The 16,537-nt window shown below is 40.8% G+C and carries 14 protein-coding genes; 10 read left to right on the top strand and 4 right to left on the bottom strand.

From position 1 onward, the window contains the following. Nucleotides 1-518 precede the first annotated feature (518 nt). Complete coding sequence (locus NSTC731_RS10050; protein WP_445630682.1) at nucleotides 519-1,004, bottom strand: allophycocyanin; 486 nt, start codon at nucleotides 1,002-1,004, stop codon at nucleotides 519-521. Nucleotides 1,005-1,227: 223 nt separating this feature from the next. Here NSTC731_RS10050 and rlmD point away from each other — a divergent pair, with 223 nt between their 5' ends. Continuing rightward, entirely contained in the window at nucleotides 1,228-2,598 is a 1,371-nt protein-coding gene (gene rlmD, locus NSTC731_RS10045) for a 23S rRNA (uracil(1939)-C(5))-methyltransferase RlmD (protein ID WP_445630681.1), read from the top strand. A gap of 427 nt (nucleotides 2,599-3,025) precedes the next feature. Continuing rightward, entirely contained in the window at nucleotides 3,026-3,475 is a 450-nt protein-coding gene (locus NSTC731_RS10040; RefSeq protein WP_322669713.1) for an ATP-binding protein, read from the top strand. 83 nt (nucleotides 3,476-3,558) lie between these two features. Here the strand turns inward: NSTC731_RS10040 and NSTC731_RS10035 are convergent, their stop codons facing one another. Then, on the bottom strand, nucleotides 3,559-3,837 hold the full coding sequence (locus NSTC731_RS10035) for a DUF6439 family protein (protein ID WP_094328229.1): 279 nt from the start codon (nucleotides 3,835-3,837) through the stop codon (nucleotides 3,559-3,561). Between the two features lie 44 nt (nucleotides 3,838-3,881). Between NSTC731_RS10035 and NSTC731_RS10030 the strand changes: the two genes are divergently transcribed. Together NSTC731_RS10030 and asnS are read left to right on the top strand one after the other, a co-directional pair. Then, entirely contained in the window at nucleotides 3,882-4,244 is a 363-nt protein-coding gene (locus tag NSTC731_RS10030; RefSeq protein WP_445630680.1) for a hypothetical protein, read from the top strand. Nucleotides 4,245-4,246: 2 nt separating this feature from the next. Then, nucleotides 4,247-5,638 carry an asparagine--tRNA ligase gene (gene asnS / locus NSTC731_RS10025; RefSeq protein WP_445630679.1) on the top strand — a complete coding sequence of 464 codons (1,392 nt, stop codon included), beginning with the start codon at nucleotides 4,247-4,249 and terminating at the stop codon, nucleotides 5,636-5,638. Nucleotides 5,639-5,916: 278 nt separating this feature from the next. On the opposite strand, the gene NSTC731_RS10020 is transcribed toward asnS, so the two are convergent. Both NSTC731_RS10020 and NSTC731_RS10015 read right to left on the bottom strand, forming a co-directional pair. After that, a complete protein-coding gene (locus NSTC731_RS10020; RefSeq protein WP_445630678.1) occupies nucleotides 5,917-6,114 on the bottom strand; it encodes a hypothetical protein in 198 nt (65 codons plus the stop codon). A 313-nt stretch (nucleotides 6,115-6,427) separates the two neighbouring features. Next, nucleotides 6,428-7,720, bottom strand: coding sequence for a WD40 repeat domain-containing protein (locus NSTC731_RS10015; RefSeq protein ID WP_445630677.1), 1,293 nt, complete (start codon nucleotides 7,718-7,720; stop codon nucleotides 6,428-6,430). 142 nt (nucleotides 7,721-7,862) lie between these two features. Between NSTC731_RS10015 and NSTC731_RS10010 the strand changes: the two genes are divergently transcribed. The 6 genes from NSTC731_RS10010 to NSTC731_RS09985 all read left to right on the top strand — a co-directional run bounded on the left by NSTC731_RS10010 (nucleotide 7,863) and on the right by NSTC731_RS09985 (nucleotide 16,132). Continuing rightward, nucleotides 7,863-8,339, top strand: coding sequence for a chemotaxis protein CheW (locus tag NSTC731_RS10010; protein ID WP_445630676.1), 477 nt, complete (start codon nucleotides 7,863-7,865; stop codon nucleotides 8,337-8,339). A gap of 21 nt (nucleotides 8,340-8,360) precedes the next feature. Continuing rightward, nucleotides 8,361-9,632: a CheR family methyltransferase gene (locus NSTC731_RS10005; protein ID WP_445630675.1), complete on the top strand. Its 1,272-nt coding sequence runs from the start codon at nucleotides 8,361-8,363 to the stop codon at nucleotides 9,630-9,632. Nucleotides 9,633-10,076: 444 nt separating this feature from the next. Next, a complete protein-coding gene (locus tag NSTC731_RS10000) occupies nucleotides 10,077-11,741 on the top strand; it encodes a methyl-accepting chemotaxis protein (protein ID WP_445630674.1) in 1,665 nt (554 codons plus the stop codon). A 22-nt stretch (nucleotides 11,742-11,763) separates the two neighbouring features. After that, nucleotides 11,764-13,425, top strand: a complete 1,662-nt coding sequence (locus NSTC731_RS09995; protein ID WP_445630673.1) for a methyl-accepting chemotaxis protein — start codon at nucleotides 11,764-11,766, stop codon at nucleotides 13,423-13,425. A gap of 187 nt (nucleotides 13,426-13,612) precedes the next feature. Continuing rightward, nucleotides 13,613-15,379 carry a HAMP domain-containing methyl-accepting chemotaxis protein gene (locus tag NSTC731_RS09990; RefSeq protein ID WP_445630672.1) on the top strand — a complete coding sequence of 589 codons (1,767 nt, stop codon included), beginning with the start codon at nucleotides 13,613-13,615 and terminating at the stop codon, nucleotides 15,377-15,379. Nucleotides 15,380-15,388: 9 nt separating this feature from the next. Beyond that, on the top strand, nucleotides 15,389-16,132 hold the full coding sequence (locus NSTC731_RS09985) for a chemotaxis protein CheW (protein WP_445630671.1): 744 nt from the start codon (nucleotides 15,389-15,391) through the stop codon (nucleotides 16,130-16,132). Nucleotides 16,133-16,537 lie beyond the last annotated feature (405 nt).

The raw sequence follows: 16,537 nt of genomic DNA, 5'->3' as shown, positions 1-16,537 counted from the left end.
AGCTCCTTTACTTACGTGAGTCTAGTCTCACTCAGAGATTATTCGGGTGTATGCAGTTTAGATGTAACAATCAAGTGACGAGAATCACACATATCGATGATTAGGATCGTCTCCCAGCGATTGGTAACTAGGCATAATTAATGACAACTGAACTCTAGCCGAGTCATTAATAGGGAACACACTTAATAGCCGACAGCCTTAATCAAGGACTGTCGGTTTTTTGTATTTGTCCTTAGTCATTAGTCATTAGTCATTAGTTAAATGCCCAATACTTCTCTACAAGACGCACTTTCGTTCGCGGTTCCTCAGTGTAGCGAAGGGCAGTACAAGTGCCCATACCCATATCCATAAAATTTCCCCACAACTGGTTGGTAACTTGACAGAGATTTTGCCACAGCCACTACCAAATGTGGGGAAGGTACGATCAAATTGGGGATCTTATGCCTATCGAGTGCTAATACCTCGCACTCACTCTAGTAGACCGAAAGTATATTCCTAGAACCAGCACACACTTTGTCTTAAGACATCGCTTGAATGATGTAATCAAAGTAAGGCGCTGCTTCGGCTGCGTCTTCCGCACTCAGTAAGCTAATAGAGGCTGTTTTGAGGGAATTAATCGCTTCTACCATTCCAGGCACGGGAACGCCCAATGAATTGTACATTTCCCGCACACCAATCAAACCGATTTTTTCGATTGGCTCTTTATCACCGGCAAGTACACCATAAGTAATTAGGCGTAAGTACCAGCCAAAATCACGGATACATAGAGAGCGTTGGCGTTCACCGTAAGCATTACCTCCAGGGGAGATAAAGTCAGGACGCTTCTGCCACAGTTGTTTAGTTGCTTCTTGAACTATCTTCTTTTCGTTTTCGGCTAAGGTAGCCGCAATCCGCGTCCGTTGTACGCCGGTTTGCAAAAAGTCTTTGATATTTTTAAGTTCGCCACTGCTGGGATAACGCAGTTCGTCGTCGGCTTTGAGAATAACTTGGCTAATTACAGTCATGATTATTGAAATCACCTGAAATATTATCTGTTAGTTTAGCGAGTTGGAGGTACACAAGTGAAGGGATAGGAGCTACTTATGTATTGAATTTATCTATTTCAGGAGAGTGGAGAGTGAAGAAAGGAATAGGTGACAGGTTACAGGGTATAGATTATTCCCTGTCATCTGTCACCTATTACCTCTCCCCTAATCCCAATGACCAATGACTAATGACTAATGACCAATGACAAAAATAATTTGGCAACAGGGTGAATTAATCGAAGTGACGATCGCTAATCTGAGTGATACAGGCGATGGTGTGGGACGTGCTGATGAGCGTGTAGTGTTTGTCCCAGATACCGTCCCAGGCGATCGCGCTATTGTCCGTTTAGTACACGTTAAACCAAAATACGCCCACGGTAAGCTGCAACAGCTATTGTCACCATCCCCCCACCGTGTTCGGCCCAGTTGTATTGTGGCGGATAAGTGCGGTGGTTGCCAGTGGCAGCATATTAATTATGATTACCAGCTAGTAGCCAAGCAAAATCAAGTTATTCAAGCTTTGGAGCGCATTGGTGGTTTTATCCAACCACCGGTAGATCCGGTACTTGCTGCCCCTTCTGCTTTCGGCTACCGTAATAAATCTACATATCCTCTCTCGCTATCGGCAACAGGACAAGTACAAGCTGGTTACTATCAAAAAGGTAGCCACCAATTAATTAATTTAAATCAATGTCCAGTCCAAGATGCGCGATTAAATCCCTTACTTGCCGAAGTTAAGCAGGATATTCAACAGCAAGGTTGGCAAATTTACGACGAACACCGCCACCAAGGAAAAATTCGCCATCTCGGTTTACGCATTGGCCGACACACAGGGGAAATGTTGCTGACTTTGGTGGTAAAGGACTGGAATTTATCAGGAATTGAAACTCAAGCCCAGGAATGGTTAAAGCGCTATCCGCACTTAGTGGGAGTGTCGCTCAATCGCAATGGCGATCGCACAAATGCTATCTTTGGATCAGAAACCCGTTGCATTGCTGGAGTCCCCCACCTGCATGAATATTTTGCTGGACTGGAATTTCAAGTACGCCCAGATACATTTTTCCAAGTGTATACAGAAACGGCAGAGGCACTATTGCAGGTAATTCAATCAGAACTCAATCTTCAAGGGCATGAGTTCCTAGTTGATGCCTACTGTGGTATTGGGACTTTAACTTTACCCCTTGCCAAAAAAGTACGTATTGCTACAGGATTAGAAGTGCAACCAGCAGCAGTAGAACAAGCAATTTTGAATGCCCACCGCAACGGAATTGATAATGTGACTTTCCTTGTCGGGGCAGTAGAGAAATTGCTTCCCCAAATGGGCACAATACCAGAAGTAGTAATACTCGATCCGCCACGTAAGGGGTGCGATCGTGCAGTCATAGATACTTTACGGCAATTGAAACCATCTCGGATCGTTTACGTCAGCTGTAAAGTAGCTACCCTCGCCCGCGACCTGAAATTGCTTTGTCAAGATGGGCAATATACCATCACACGGGTGCAACCTGCTGATTTTTTTCCTCAAACTGCTCATGTTGAAGCTGCCGCCTTTCTTGTGCTATCACATTGTTGACAAGGTTAGTAATTCCTTCAAAAAACTGAAATTTGAAATTTTTAGTGTAGTGCATACTAAAGATGCTAAAATTGAATTAAGCGAAAAATAAAAATCCATTTTGTTTAAATAAATTCAAGTAGCATAGGTTCTGAAAAACATGAAGAAGATTGTGTGAATTATAAATCGGCAACTAATTAGAGTATGCCAATACTCTCTAAAATTAACAGCATATTTTTAATTTGCTGAGTTCATTATCAAATTTATTCCAGCCGATATATACCGAAACAATCCCAATTCAGAACTATAGAGCCAATGCTCCCTAGCATTTTCAAAATTTAGTTTTAAAGACGCAAGTTTGAAGGCAGCATGACCACCTCAAGTTTTATCAGGGTGACTGTAATAGCAAACTGATGTCTAGCTAACTGAAAGCTATGGGGTTTCTCTTGTGATTACTATTTCACTCCGTCCAGTTGGACGTTATTGGGGCACTATTAGTTTTGCCTCAACCCTCTACCTTTGTCCCATCTTAGACTTATTGTTGGCAGAAATTCCAGCAAGATTACAAGCAGAACTGCGGCTAGGACTTCAAGAAGCCCTAGTAAACGCAGCTAAACATGGTAATAATCTCGATCCGAGTAAAACAGTTGTAGTTCGTTTTTCCGTAATCGATAATCAATATTGGTGGATAATATCAGACCAAGGTAGTGGCTTTACTCCTTCATCTACTAGTAATGAAGAACCAACAGACTATCTTCCACCAGATGAATCGGAAAATGGTCGTGGTTTATGTCTTCTGCATCAAATTTTTGATCGGGTAGAGTGGAACCGTAAAGGCACAGAATTAAGGCTTTGTAAACAAATGGAAAATCGCCGGGGATTATCTTTGCGGCGGTAGGGTAGTTAGGAGTTAGGAGTTAGGAGTTAATAATTTAAAACTTTTAACTCATCACTTATCACTCCTAATTTTACTCATCACTTCTAACTTTTTCCGTGAGTTGGACAGGGAGGGGCAGAAATGGAGCGATCTAACCAACCAATTGCCTGTTCTAATCTAGCTTGAGCTTCTTGTGGCTGATTCTTTAAAAGATACACAATCGCTGCTGCCACTTGTTCATTAGCGCGAGAATTGCGGTTAGACTTGAGGCGATGCCAATCGTTAGGGGAAATGCTTAGTCTTTCCATGAGGGCTTGAGCTAGTTCCAGAGTACTAAGTTCATTCAGTTGACTGGTTTTCGGCAGCTGGGTAGATTGGGACATAACTATTGGCACATTTGCATTTACTTCTACTTTACTACTTGTAAATGAAGCCGCCAAAACAATCACAGCCGTCAGCAGAAAATCCAGAACCAGATTTTGAACAAGAACTAGAGGAAGTAGAGCGATCGCTCCTATCCTTAAAAGAACGTTACGATCAAGTGCAACGCGATCGCCAACAACAGGCACAATGGCAACAGCGTCGGGATCAACTAAAGCAGAATAAATCTCAGACACCAGAAATCAAAGCAGAGTTACGGCACATTCAACAGCAGTTGGAAATGCTAGAAGTGAACTTAGAAAGCCAGTTATTTTCTTGGCGTAGCCTCAAAAAACCTTTCTGGCAAGTCGTCCGCTTTGGTGGAATGGGCGTTATCATAGGCTGGATATTAAAGTCTTATGCTGGGTAAATATGGTAAATCGACGGATTGCAGAAATATTGCGAAGTGGCCAACCTGATGAGTCCCTCCAAGTGCAAGGCTGGGTGCGAACAAAGCGCGAGTCCAAAGGGTTTGCTTTTATTGAAGTCAATGACGGCTCATCACTAGCTAATTTGCAAGTCGTCATTAATCAGGATTTGCCAGATTACGAAGCTATATTGAAAAAATTAAATACGGGTGCTGCTGTCGTTTCGACAGGGTTACTAGTAGCTTCTCTTGGTAAAGGACAACGGATTGAGTTGAAAGCCGAGTCCGTGAAAGTTTACGGAGAAGCCGATCCCGATACGTATCCCCTGCAAAAGAAACGTCATTCCTTTGAGTTTCTGCGAACCATTGGACATTTGCGATCGCGTACCAATTCCTTTGGTGCAGTTTTTCGCGTCAGGAATGCTTGTTCGACAGCAATTCATCAATTCTTCCAAGAAAGGGGCTTTTTGTGGGTACACACACCCATCATCACTGCTAGCGATTGCGAAGGCGCGGGCGAACTGTTTAGCGTTACTAGTTTAGATTTAAAGAATATTCCCCGCACAGATAATCAAGCAGTAGATTACAGCCAAGACTTTTTTGCTAAACCCACATATTTAACAGTTAGCGGCCAGTTAGAAGCGGAAGTTATGGCGATGGCGTTTTCTAACGTCTATACCTTTGGCCCTACCTTCCGTGCAGAAAATTCCAACACCTCCCGCCACTTAGCAGAATTTTGGATGGTTGAGCCAGAAATGGCTTTTTGCGATTTAGAAGGCGATATGGATTTAGCTGAGGCGTTTCTCAAACACATTTTTAAATATGTATTGGAAACGTGCCCAGAAGATATGGAATTTTTCAATGAACGCATTGATAAATCTGTGTTGGCAACAGCCGAAAATATTATTAATAATCAGTTTGAACGGTTAACTTATACAGAAGCGATCGCACTTTTAGAAAAAGCTGATGTTAAATTTGAATATCCAGTAAGTTGGGGTTTAGATTTACAATCAGAACACGAACGCTACTTAGCTGAACAACAGTTTAAAAAGCCAGTAATTGTCACAGATTACCCAGCGCAAATCAAAGCCTTTTATATGCGCTTGAATGACGATGAAAAAACCGTTCGGGCAATGGATATTGTTGCACCCAAAATTGGCGAGATTGTCGGCGGTTCTCAACGGGAAGAACGTTTAGAAGTTTTAGAACGCCGTGTGTTAGCGCAGGGGTTAAAGCCAGAAGACTTGTGGTGGTATCTTGATTTGCGTCGTTATGGTACTGTCCCTCACGCTGGTTTTGGGTTGGGTTTTGAAAGACTCGTGCAATTTATAACAGGTATGGGAAATATTCGTGATGTGATTCCGTTCCCGCGTACACCACAAAGTGCTGAGTTTTAGTTTGATTAAATAAGGGGATTAAAAATCGCGTCTACAAAAACCAAGTCCGTCTGCGCTCAATACGGTTCGGTTAAACCAAGAGACGCGATAAATCCCCGTCAAGACGAAGGATTGATTATTGTAGAGACGCCGATTTATCGCGTCTTTGTGATTTATAATTTTAATCAAAAAGCCCTCATCAACCGTATTGCGTCTGCACTGACTCATAAAAACTCCAAAACCCGCATTCGCGGGTTTTGCTTGTATAGGCACGTATTTTCTAAAGCGATTAATTAAAATTAAGGATTTTGAATCTCCTGTTGTAAAACTTGAACTTGCTCAATAGATAATTCAGTAACTTGAGCAATTTGTTCTAAACTCATGCCAATTCGCAACAAATTTAAAGCCAATTTTATTGTTGTTTCTGCTTTACCTTCTGCTTTATCTTTGGCTTCGCCTTCTTCTAGGATTTCTTGATAAATGACTGATTCGCGCATAATCTCACTCCTGAAAATCTTCTTAATTACATCTTTCTTTAATACTAGACCTGCTAGAATGCCACTGGCAGCAGCTATATTTCTCTGTAGCTGGCGATGCCTGCGGCGGGCTACGCCTACGCTAATTGCTTCAACCCAACCTACTGTTGATATATCACTATTTTAAATATCATCTAATTACTAAGTACTTCTTGTCTACGTCGATTCTGTTCTTGCTGTTCAACTCTTGCGCGTGCTTCATGGCATTTTTTAACTTAAACTATCAGTTATTTGTAAATAATGTGTTCTCACTTCGGACGTTATTTACAGGTCGCTACAAGTATTTAAGGGACTCTGGCACTCCCCAAATTTTAATTGTCCTATCAATACTATAACTAGCAATGAAATTACGATCGCTACTCATGGCAAGATAACCAATTGGCGCTGTATGCCCGTGCAATGTACATAATTTTCTGTTCATTGCCAAATCCCAAACAACTATTTCGTAGTTGTCTGTACAGTAGATTAAAACTCTACCATCTGAACTCATAAGGCAAGGAGCAACACCCGAAGATGTATAGAGAATGCGATCGCCGATCAATTCCCAAACACACACCTTTTTTTCCCGGATTCCGCAAGCCAAAATTTGCCCATCAAAGCGATTTGCAAGTCCATTGACTGTCATAGCAGGTAGATTATCCAATGTTTGAATAAGTTCTCCTGTTTCGGTATTCCAGAGGTGTAGCTTATTCTGCAATCTCTGCTTGAAATATGCAACCAATAGTTTTCCATCAGGAGTGAAGAGAAGGGGTGATATATAGTTACCCAAAGGCAAATTCCCAAGAGGTACTAAAGCCCAATCCTGAAATTGATGATGGAAGCGACGAGTAGAGGTTTCATAATCCCAAATCTCTAGCTCTCCTGTTTTCCCCACAGTATAGCCAGTGGCAAGTAATGGCTGCTTTGTTGAGCAGACAGCCAAGCAATGGGGAGCGGTTTGAACAGTATTCATCAGGTAATCGGGATAAGTGCCAATCGGCTCTTGTGTTTCTGTATCTAATGGCCAGAGAATGTCCTGAAAGCTAATGATACACACCTTCCCGCTTTTGCCTAAACCAAATTCGTGAGCCATCGCCAGATCAAAATCTTTCTTACTTTGACCTGTTTCCAAATGCCAAATATTAACGAAAGATTGCTTATAAGACAGATCCCAATAGCAAATAAGGGTGTTATTGTAGTCGGCGATCGCAAAATAATATGGATGATGTTGTTCAGGTTTGTAGCAATCTAGATTAAATTCTGTCAAGGTATGCAGGCATTGCATTTTTGTAAAGGGCAGATAATTCCATAGGGCTTGTTCAGCAGTAGCTTCGCTGCTGTAGGACAATAACAGCAAAGCTGATTCCCGCACTTCTCTGACGCCATCGCCCAATGCCTGGATTACTAAATCAATTCCTTTGTGCCCATATTGAAATGCTTCTAAAAGAGCATCCACTTTTTCTTTTGTAGAAGCACCACGCAAACGATATCTAATGCCCTCTAATCCCTGTATTGCTGGACTAGAAGAAGAAACTAGGTCGTGTTCTCTCATCACGTTACTATTATCTGTGGGCTTTTCAGAAATCATCTCGCAAACACTAAAACTCTGACAAAGTAGCATATAGTTTTTAAAATATGCCTGCAATGAATTTCTAATGACCCTAGAATAGATGTCTTGCAAAGCCAACAAGGAATACAAAAGCTAGCACTGGAGATGTAAATTAGTGTTAATGTTACTTCTCAATATTGGGAATGAGCGATATGCCATAGAAAGCCGACAGGTTATAGAAGTAATACCACTTGTTGTACTCAAAACTTTGCCCCACCAGCCTGAGCATATCGCTGGTGTTTTTAATTATCGGGGACGCATTGTACCAGTAATCGATTTATGCCAGTTGATGCGTGGTAAACCTTCCAGTGAGTACCTGAGTACTAGAATTGTATTAGTCAATTATTGGGGGAGTAATAATACAGAACTTCAGGCTCCCCATATTTTGGGTTTGATGACAGAACAAGTTGTAGAAACATTACACCAGTCTGAGTCTGAATTTGTTAATCCCAACATCCAGATAGATACAGCGCCATATTTGGGCAAAATGATTGTAGATGATCGAGGGATGATTCAGTGTCTTCGCATTGAGTACTTGTTGTCAGAAGCACAGCAAGTCAATCTCTTGCCAGAAAGTCATCACAATACTAGATTTTAGATTGGTCTGAAGACTCTATAAATGGCACAATCTGTTATTGAAGCTTTACTAAAAAGCAAGATTGGTTTGGATGCAAATTCTATTGGTGCTGATGCGATCGCTAGTGCAATTTATCAACGTATGGCAGATTGCGGCATCACGGATATTGCTCACTATCTGGGGAAGTTACAGGTATCTACCCAGGAATGGGAAGCACTGATTGACAGCGTAATTGTTCCAGAAACTTGGTTTTTTCGAGAACCAGAGTCTTTTGCATTTCTGAAGCATTACGTATTATCTGAATGGTTGCCAAAAAATCCCCAAAGTGTACTGCGGGTTTTGAGTGTACCCTGTGCAACGGGTGAAGAACCATATTCCATTGCGATCGCTCTTTTGGAAGCAGGATTAAATTCAACAAACATTCACATCGATGCTGTAGATATTAGCAAACAATGCCTACTAAAAGCTCAACGAGCAATCTACCATCAATACTCGTTTCGCGGCAATAGCCAATCGTTTCAAGAGCGCTATTTTCAGGCAACTGAGGCCGGATATCGCCTGTGCGAACGGGTAAGATGTATGGTGAATTTTCTGAACAGTAACTTAGTAGATACTGATTTTTTATTGGGTACGCCGCCCTATGATATTGTCTTTTGCCGTAACCTGCTGATTTACTTTGATAGTGCCACCAAAATACATACTATTAGAGTTCTAAAAAGGTTGGTAAACCCGCAAGGTTTGCTATTTGTTGGACATGCTGAAGCTTGGTTACTATCGAAAACTGAATTTGTTTCAGTTCGTCAAGATTCAGTAGTTACTCATCGAAAGTCCCCAACGTGCGAGAATATTCGCAAAAATCATTGTCCCAATCTTCAGAAACAAGACTTTACAAGCAAAAATATCGATGTTCTCAACAAGCGACAACTACCGAACAAAAACCATTCCAAGTTTGCCGCACAAGCGAGATTGAATCTTCCTTCTCAAAACCTTATATTACCAAAAGACCTGAAGGAAAATTTGTTAGAAACAGCCAGAAACTTAGCTAATCAAGGTCAGTTGAATGAGGCTGCTAAATTATGCAACGACTATCTGAACCAAAATCAGGTCAGTATTGAAGCGTATCTTCTACTTGGTCAGGTACAGCAAGCAATGTCACAAAATGAGCAGGCGGAACAATCTTTTCAAAAAGCGATCTACCTGCAACCTACTCATGAAGAGGCACTTATTCATTTGGCATTACTCAGAGAACATCAAGGAAATACTGCTAGCGCAAATATCCTTTGGCAGCGAATTCACCGACTAAAGAAGAAGTGAAATCAGAATATTGCTTAATAATTTGTTTCAAAATTGAAGATGTAAACTGTTAATCTCGTTTCCGATCTGGGAACTCTAGGAATTGCAAGTGTTTCAAAAGACTTTTGACATCATGTTCAAAAATCTTTACGTAAGAATTCAGCATTCAGGAGTCAGAAGCCAGAATTTTTCAGGAATCTAGAATAATTGGTATATTTATTCATCAAATGTTCTTTCGATCCTTTAACTATTCAGTCCTTCCAAATTCAGAAGGACTGAATTCTTACATCTTTACGACAAATGAATCACTCATAAAGGCGTATATCTGTATGAGCCTACCCATATAACTCCAATACTTGTCTGGTTTTAGGGAAAAGGGGAAGGTGGAGTCCATCTAATTTAAAAAGCTGGCTACTGCATTTTCTCTAATATACCTATTTGGAAAAATTCAAATCTAAAAATTATATGCAACAAGGAATCAGAATTAATCAATTTGTCATGGGTGGATTTGGAATTATTGTAATATTAACAGGCATTGCTAGTTTTGTCGCCAAATCAGCCAACGATTCTCTAGCTAATTCCGCTACTTTAATAACGCACACCTATTCAGTTAAATTGGATTTAAAAGAACTTGAAAAAATCTTGGTTGATGCTGAAACTGGACAAAGAGGATTTGTTATTACAAACAAACCACAATACTTAGAACCTTATGAAATTGCTAAAAATAATCTAAAAGATAAATTCAAAGATTTAAGACAGAAGATTTTAGATAATCCAACACAAGTCCAGAACTTAGATAAGTTTGAGGAATTATCCCAACAAAAGATGAGTGAGCTAGAAACAACAATTTCTCTGAAAAAAGCTGGTAAAGAGCAAGAACTAGTAGCTCTGATTCTTTCAGATAAAGGTAAAAATATTATGGATGCAATCAGACAAAAGCTTAATGAGATGCTGCAAACCGAAGAGCAGCTTTTAGATGAGAGGCAAAAGCAAGCAAGTCAATTTCAGGCATTTGCAAACTCCGTTAATTTAGCTACTTTCTTCTGTATTATGATTGTTGCATTTATTGTATCAGTGATTATTGTCCGCATTCTCAGTCTTTCCTTGAGTCGCTCTTTGCAGTCAGCATTTAGTCTAGCAGAGCAGGTTTCTGCCGGTGATTTGACAACCCAGGTTGAAGTTACCTCAGATGATGAAATTGGCAAGTTAATGGCTGCATTGAAAAACATGATTGCTAACCTCAATACCCTCGTGCGTCAGGTGCAGAATTCAGGGATTCAGGTAACTACTTCGGCTACTCAAATAGCGGCTTCGGGTAAACAATTAGAAGCGACAATTTCTGAACAAGTAGCCTCTACGAATGAGGTAACTGCTACTGCTAAAGAAATTGCTGCAACTTCCAGGGAACTGCTAAATACTATGGAACAAGTTGCGACTACCTCACAAATCACGACGACGGCCGCTAGCACTAGCCAAAAAGATTTGGTTCGCATGGAAGCCACTATGCGGCAGTTGGTAGAAGCTACCAATGCCATTGCTGCTCGACTGGGAGTAATTAGCGAAAAGGCAAATAACATTAACAACATTGTTGTCACAATTACGAAAGTGGCAGATCAGACAAATCTGCTGTCGTTAAATGCAGCGATTGAAGCTGAAAAAGCTGGAGAATATGGTTTGGGTTTTGCGGTTGTTGCTAGAGAAATCCGCCGACTGGCAGATCAAACTGCTGTTGCTACTCTCGACATTGAACAGATGGTAAAACAGATGCAATCGTCAGTCTCTACAGGTGTGATGGAGATGGACAAATTTGCTGCTGAAGTTGGACGAAGTGTAGAAGATGTTGCCAGCATTAGTTCTCAAGTTGGGCAAATTATCCAGCAAGTGCAAGACATGGCCCCTCACTTTGAGTCTGTGAACCAAGGTATGGAAATCCAGTCGGTGGGAGCGCAACAAATTAGTGATGCGATGGTGCAGTTGAGTAGCACTTCAGTGCAAACAGCCGATTCTCTACGAGAAATTAATCATGCCATAGCTCAACTCAATCAAGTGGCTCTTGGATTACGTCAAGAGATTGCCCGCTTTCAGGTGAAAACAGAATATTCTACTTTAACTCCTCAGCAATCAATCTAATCAACAATTAAGGAAAGATAAGATGTTTACTAATTGGAAAATCAAAGACCTAACTTTGCTTGGTTTTTCTATTCCAACAGTTTTAATGATTGGTTTTAGTGTCATGGTGTATACAACTTCTAATCAAATATCACTGACATTTAGACAAGTAGGTATTTCACAAACTGCTCTCACTGGGAAAAGTCGGATGTATATCGATCTGATCAATATGGATCGCAGAATTCGCAGATATGCACTTGACTCTCAAATAAATAAGGATGCTTTAGAACTATATAACAAAGATGAACGTGACTTTCAAGAGGCATTCGAGTTAGTAAATAAAACTATAGAGAACCTCAAACAAAAAGAAAGACTAAAAAATATGTACCAATTTTATATTGATTACAATAAACTTAAAGATGATTTTGTTAACGAACCGCAAGCCATAATAGATAAAAATAATGTCATTCAACAAGCTTTCTTACAAAAAACTAAGACGATTCTTGAGGAATTTGAAAAAATAAGTAATGAATTTGAAGTGAATGAAAATCAAATTATGGAACAAAGTATAAGCTCAACTAAATATGCTTTGTTCTTTCTGAGTTCATTAACTGTAATTGCATCACTATTATCATTAGCAATTGGGTTGTCCGCTACTTTTTTCATTGCCCAAGTTTTGGGTAAAAAAATTGGGAAAGCTGTAGAAGTAGCAAACAAAATTTCTGTTGGTGATTTAACACAAACAGTTATTGAAGATACGACTAATACTAAAGATGAGATTGGTCAACTTCTCAAAGCCTTTCAAAATATGATCCAGAGCTTGAATAAACTGATCCGTCAAGTACAACACTCTGGCATACAAGTAACTTCTTCAGCAACTCAAATAGCAGCATCAGGCAAACAATTGGAAGCTACAATTACTGAGCAATTAGCTTCTACTAATGAAGTTACAGCAGCTGCTAAGGAAATTTTTGTGACTTCTAAAGAACTGGTGAAAACGATGGAAGAAGTGGCAGGAATGTCACAAGCCACAACTAGAGCAGCTAGTGATAGTCAAAAAGATTTACTACGGATGGAAGCTACCATGCGCCAACTAGTAGAAGCCACCAATTCTATAGCTGTCAGACTTGGGGTAATTAGTGAAAAAGCTAACAATATTAACAATATTGTTGTCACAATTACGAAAGTGGCAGACCAAACTAATTTGTTGTCTTTAAATGCTGCGATTGAAGCGGAAAAAGCTGGAGAATATGGCTTGGGTTTTGCTGTAGTAGCTAGAGAAATTCGCCGACTAGCAGACCAAACTGCCGTCGCTACCTTAGATATTGAGCAGATGGTAAAGCAGATGCAATCCTCCGTTTCTACAGGCGTAATGGAAATGGATAAGTTTACTGCGGAAGTTGGACGGAGTGTAGAAGACGTTGCCAATATTAGTACTCAAGTTGGTCAAATTATCGACCAAGTACAATATTTAGCACCACGTTTTGAAGCAGTAAATCAAGGTACAGAAATCCAGTCGGTGGGAGCGCAACAAATTAGTGATGCGATGGTGCAGTTGAGTAGCACTTCAGTGCAAACAGCCGATTCTCTGCGAGAAATTAATCATGCCATAGCTCAACTCAATCAAGTGGCTCTTGGATTACGTCAAGAGATTGCCCGCTTTCAAGTGAAAAAAGAATATTCCGATTTAATTCGTCAGCAATAAATCTAATCAACAATTAAGGAAATATTTCAAGACTTCTACATCATCAGTAAAATCTAGTATCTGAACTAAACTGCCTACTTAATAATTTGTTTAAAAATAAAAATACAAACTGTTCATCTTGTTTGTGATTTGGGAATTCTAAGAGACGAATACATTTTCCAGCAGCAGAGGAACAGTAGGATATTCAATGTTCAAGAACATCACCTTGCAAACACGGTTGATCGGTTCATTTTTATTCATAGGACTGATTGTATTCGTAATGGCCTTGGTGGCATGGTTTGTTACCAACGAGTTAAATCAGTCAATTAACTCACTAACCTTGAATGACATCCCCAGCTTGTCTGGGGTATGGAAGATTAAGGAAGGACAGATACAAATTCAATCCGCACAACGATTATTATTTAATCCTGAAATTACTGTTAGTGAAAGAGAGAGTGCGATCGCTGAAATCCAGAACGCTTGGAAACAGATTAACGAAGGTATTGCACAGTACGACGCAACTCCATCCACTGAAGAAGAATTAAAAGAGTATAACTTACTTAAAGAAAACTTGGGAGACTGGGAAAAAGTCCATAAAAAATTATTAGAAATTGAACAAAAAATAAATCAAGATGGAATTAATAACCCTTGGAAAAAACAGCTTGAATTAATTCTTCAAGGACAACCAGAAACTATTCCAGCTAATATTCAAAAGAGGTTGGAGTTACGCAATAAAATTGATTCTGAGATAAAAAAGCAGGAAGAAGCATTATTTAAAACAACTATACAACAAGCAAACAAAGTTGTAAAATTCAATGAAAATTTTATATCAGATACACAAAAAGAAGTCGAACAGAATGTGGGTCGCAGTATTTTCTGGATTTCTGTAGGAATTGCCATTGGCCCCATAACTGCGATTACTCTTGGGTTTGTAATCGCTCGACAAATTACTTCTCAGATTTTTAGTGTGATTAGAGTTGCAGAGCAAATTTCTCTGGGAAACTTAACAACTAAAATTGCGACTGACTCGAACAGCAAAGATGAAATGAATAGACTTTTAACTGCTTTCCAAACTATGACTCAGAATCTGAACACTCTGATTCGTCAGGTACAGCATTCAGGCATCCAGGTTACTTCTTCAGCTACTCAAATAGCAGCTTCGGGTAAACAATTAGAAGGGACGCTGGTTGAGCAAGTAGCTTCTACTAATGAGGTAGCTGCCGCTACCAAACAAATTTCTGCCACCTCTAGAGAATTAGTAAGTGCAATGGAACAAGTTGCAACCATTTCCCAAATCACAACGACAGCAGCCAATGATAGCCAAAAAGATATAGTGCGGATGGAAACCACTATGCGGCAGTTAGCAGAAGCCACTAATGCGATCGCTGCCCGATTGGGAGTAATTAGCCAAAAGGCAAATAGCATTAATACTATCGTCGTCACAATTACCAAGGTGGCAGACCAAACGAATCTGCTGTCATTAAATGCGGCGATCGAAGCCGAAAAAGCTGGAGAGTATGGCTTGGGCTTTGCTGTGGTTGCTAGAGAAATTCGGCGACTAGCAGATCAAACTGCTGTTGCTACTCTCGATATTGAGCAGATGGTGAAGCAGATGCAATCGTCAGTCTCTACAGGTGTGATGGAGATGGACAAGTTTGCCGCAGAAGTTGGGCGAAATATAGAAGATGTTGCCAGTATTAGTACACAGGTTGGGCAAATTATCCAGCAAGTGCAAGACCTGAATCCGCGATTTGAGTTTGTTAACCAGGGTATGGAAACCCAATCAGTGGGAGCGCAACAAATTAGTGAGACGATGGTGCAGTTGAGCAGTACTTCAGTGCAAAGTACGGATTCTTTGCGAGAAATTAATCATGCCATAGCCCAACTTAACCAGGTGGCGCAGGGATTGCGTCAAGAGATTGCCCGCTTTCAGGTGGAAGCAGAAGACGTTATACCCCTGCACCAATTCTCTTGAGCAGCCCTTATGAACCCCGCTACACCATTAAATATTGAACGTTGTTGGAATTTTATCGGTATTGAGGGCGATCGCTCCTGTCCGCAATTAGCCACTTATACCCATTGCCGCAATTGCCCCGTTTACTCTACTGCTGGACGCTATTTGCTAGAGCGCTCCATACCTGAAGATTATCGCCATCAGTGGACTGAGTTACTGGCTAAATCTAGGACTGATGAAAATTCCCAGATATCCCATACTTTAGCCACCACTCAAATCACGGTTGTGATTTTTCGTTTGCAACGGGAATGGCTGGCACTTTCTGCCCAAATCTTCAAAGAAATTTCTCCTGCAAGTGTGGTTCATACCATACCGCATCGCAGCAATCAAATCTTGCGGGGATTGGTAAGTATCCGAGGCGAATTACTATTGTGTATATCTTTGAGCGATCTTTTGAATCTGGAAACTGCCGATACAGCAGTACAAACCCTCAGTCCAGTAGTGTATTCGCGCATGGTGGTGTTGGAAAAGGCAGGTAACACTTGGGTGTTTGGTGTCGATGAACTTTATGGAGTACACCGATTTCACCGGGATGAGTTACAAGATCCGCCCAAGAGTCTGACTCAAACTTATACTAAAGGATTATTTCACTGGCAACCTAGCGTGTCACCAATGGAGCGATCTGCCTCTGGCGGCAGCGCTTCGCTAACGCACAGTGTCAGTTATTTAGATGATGAATTGTTATTCACCACCTTAGCTAGGAAGGTGCTGTAATCAAAGACCTCTTGCAAAAGTGCTTTTTGCACTCTTGTGGGAAAAGGGAAAAGGTTAAAGGGGAAAGGGAAAATACCAAATCTTTCCCCCTTTCCCCTTCCCCTTTTCCCGACTTCTGCAAGAAGTCTAAAGACCTAATCCCCCAACCCCTTCCCTTGTAGGGAAGCTACGGTGTACACACAAGTCTTTTAAAGTTGCTGCGGAACGTAGGGTGGGTTAATTTTTGTAGGTCGATGCAACAAAGGTGCGAGTCGATACAACAAACGTGCAGGGCGATGCAACAAAGGTGCGAGTCGATACAACAAACGTGTGGGGCGATGCAACAAAGGTGCGAGTCAATACAACAAACGTGCAGGGCGATGCATCAAAGGTGCAAGTCGATACAACAAACGTGCAGGGCGATGC

It is taken from the genome of Nostoc sp. DSM 114167, from assembly GCF_052692655.1.
Note: the sequence above shows the minus strand (reverse complement) of the source record. Positions and strands in the feature narration are given on the sequence as shown.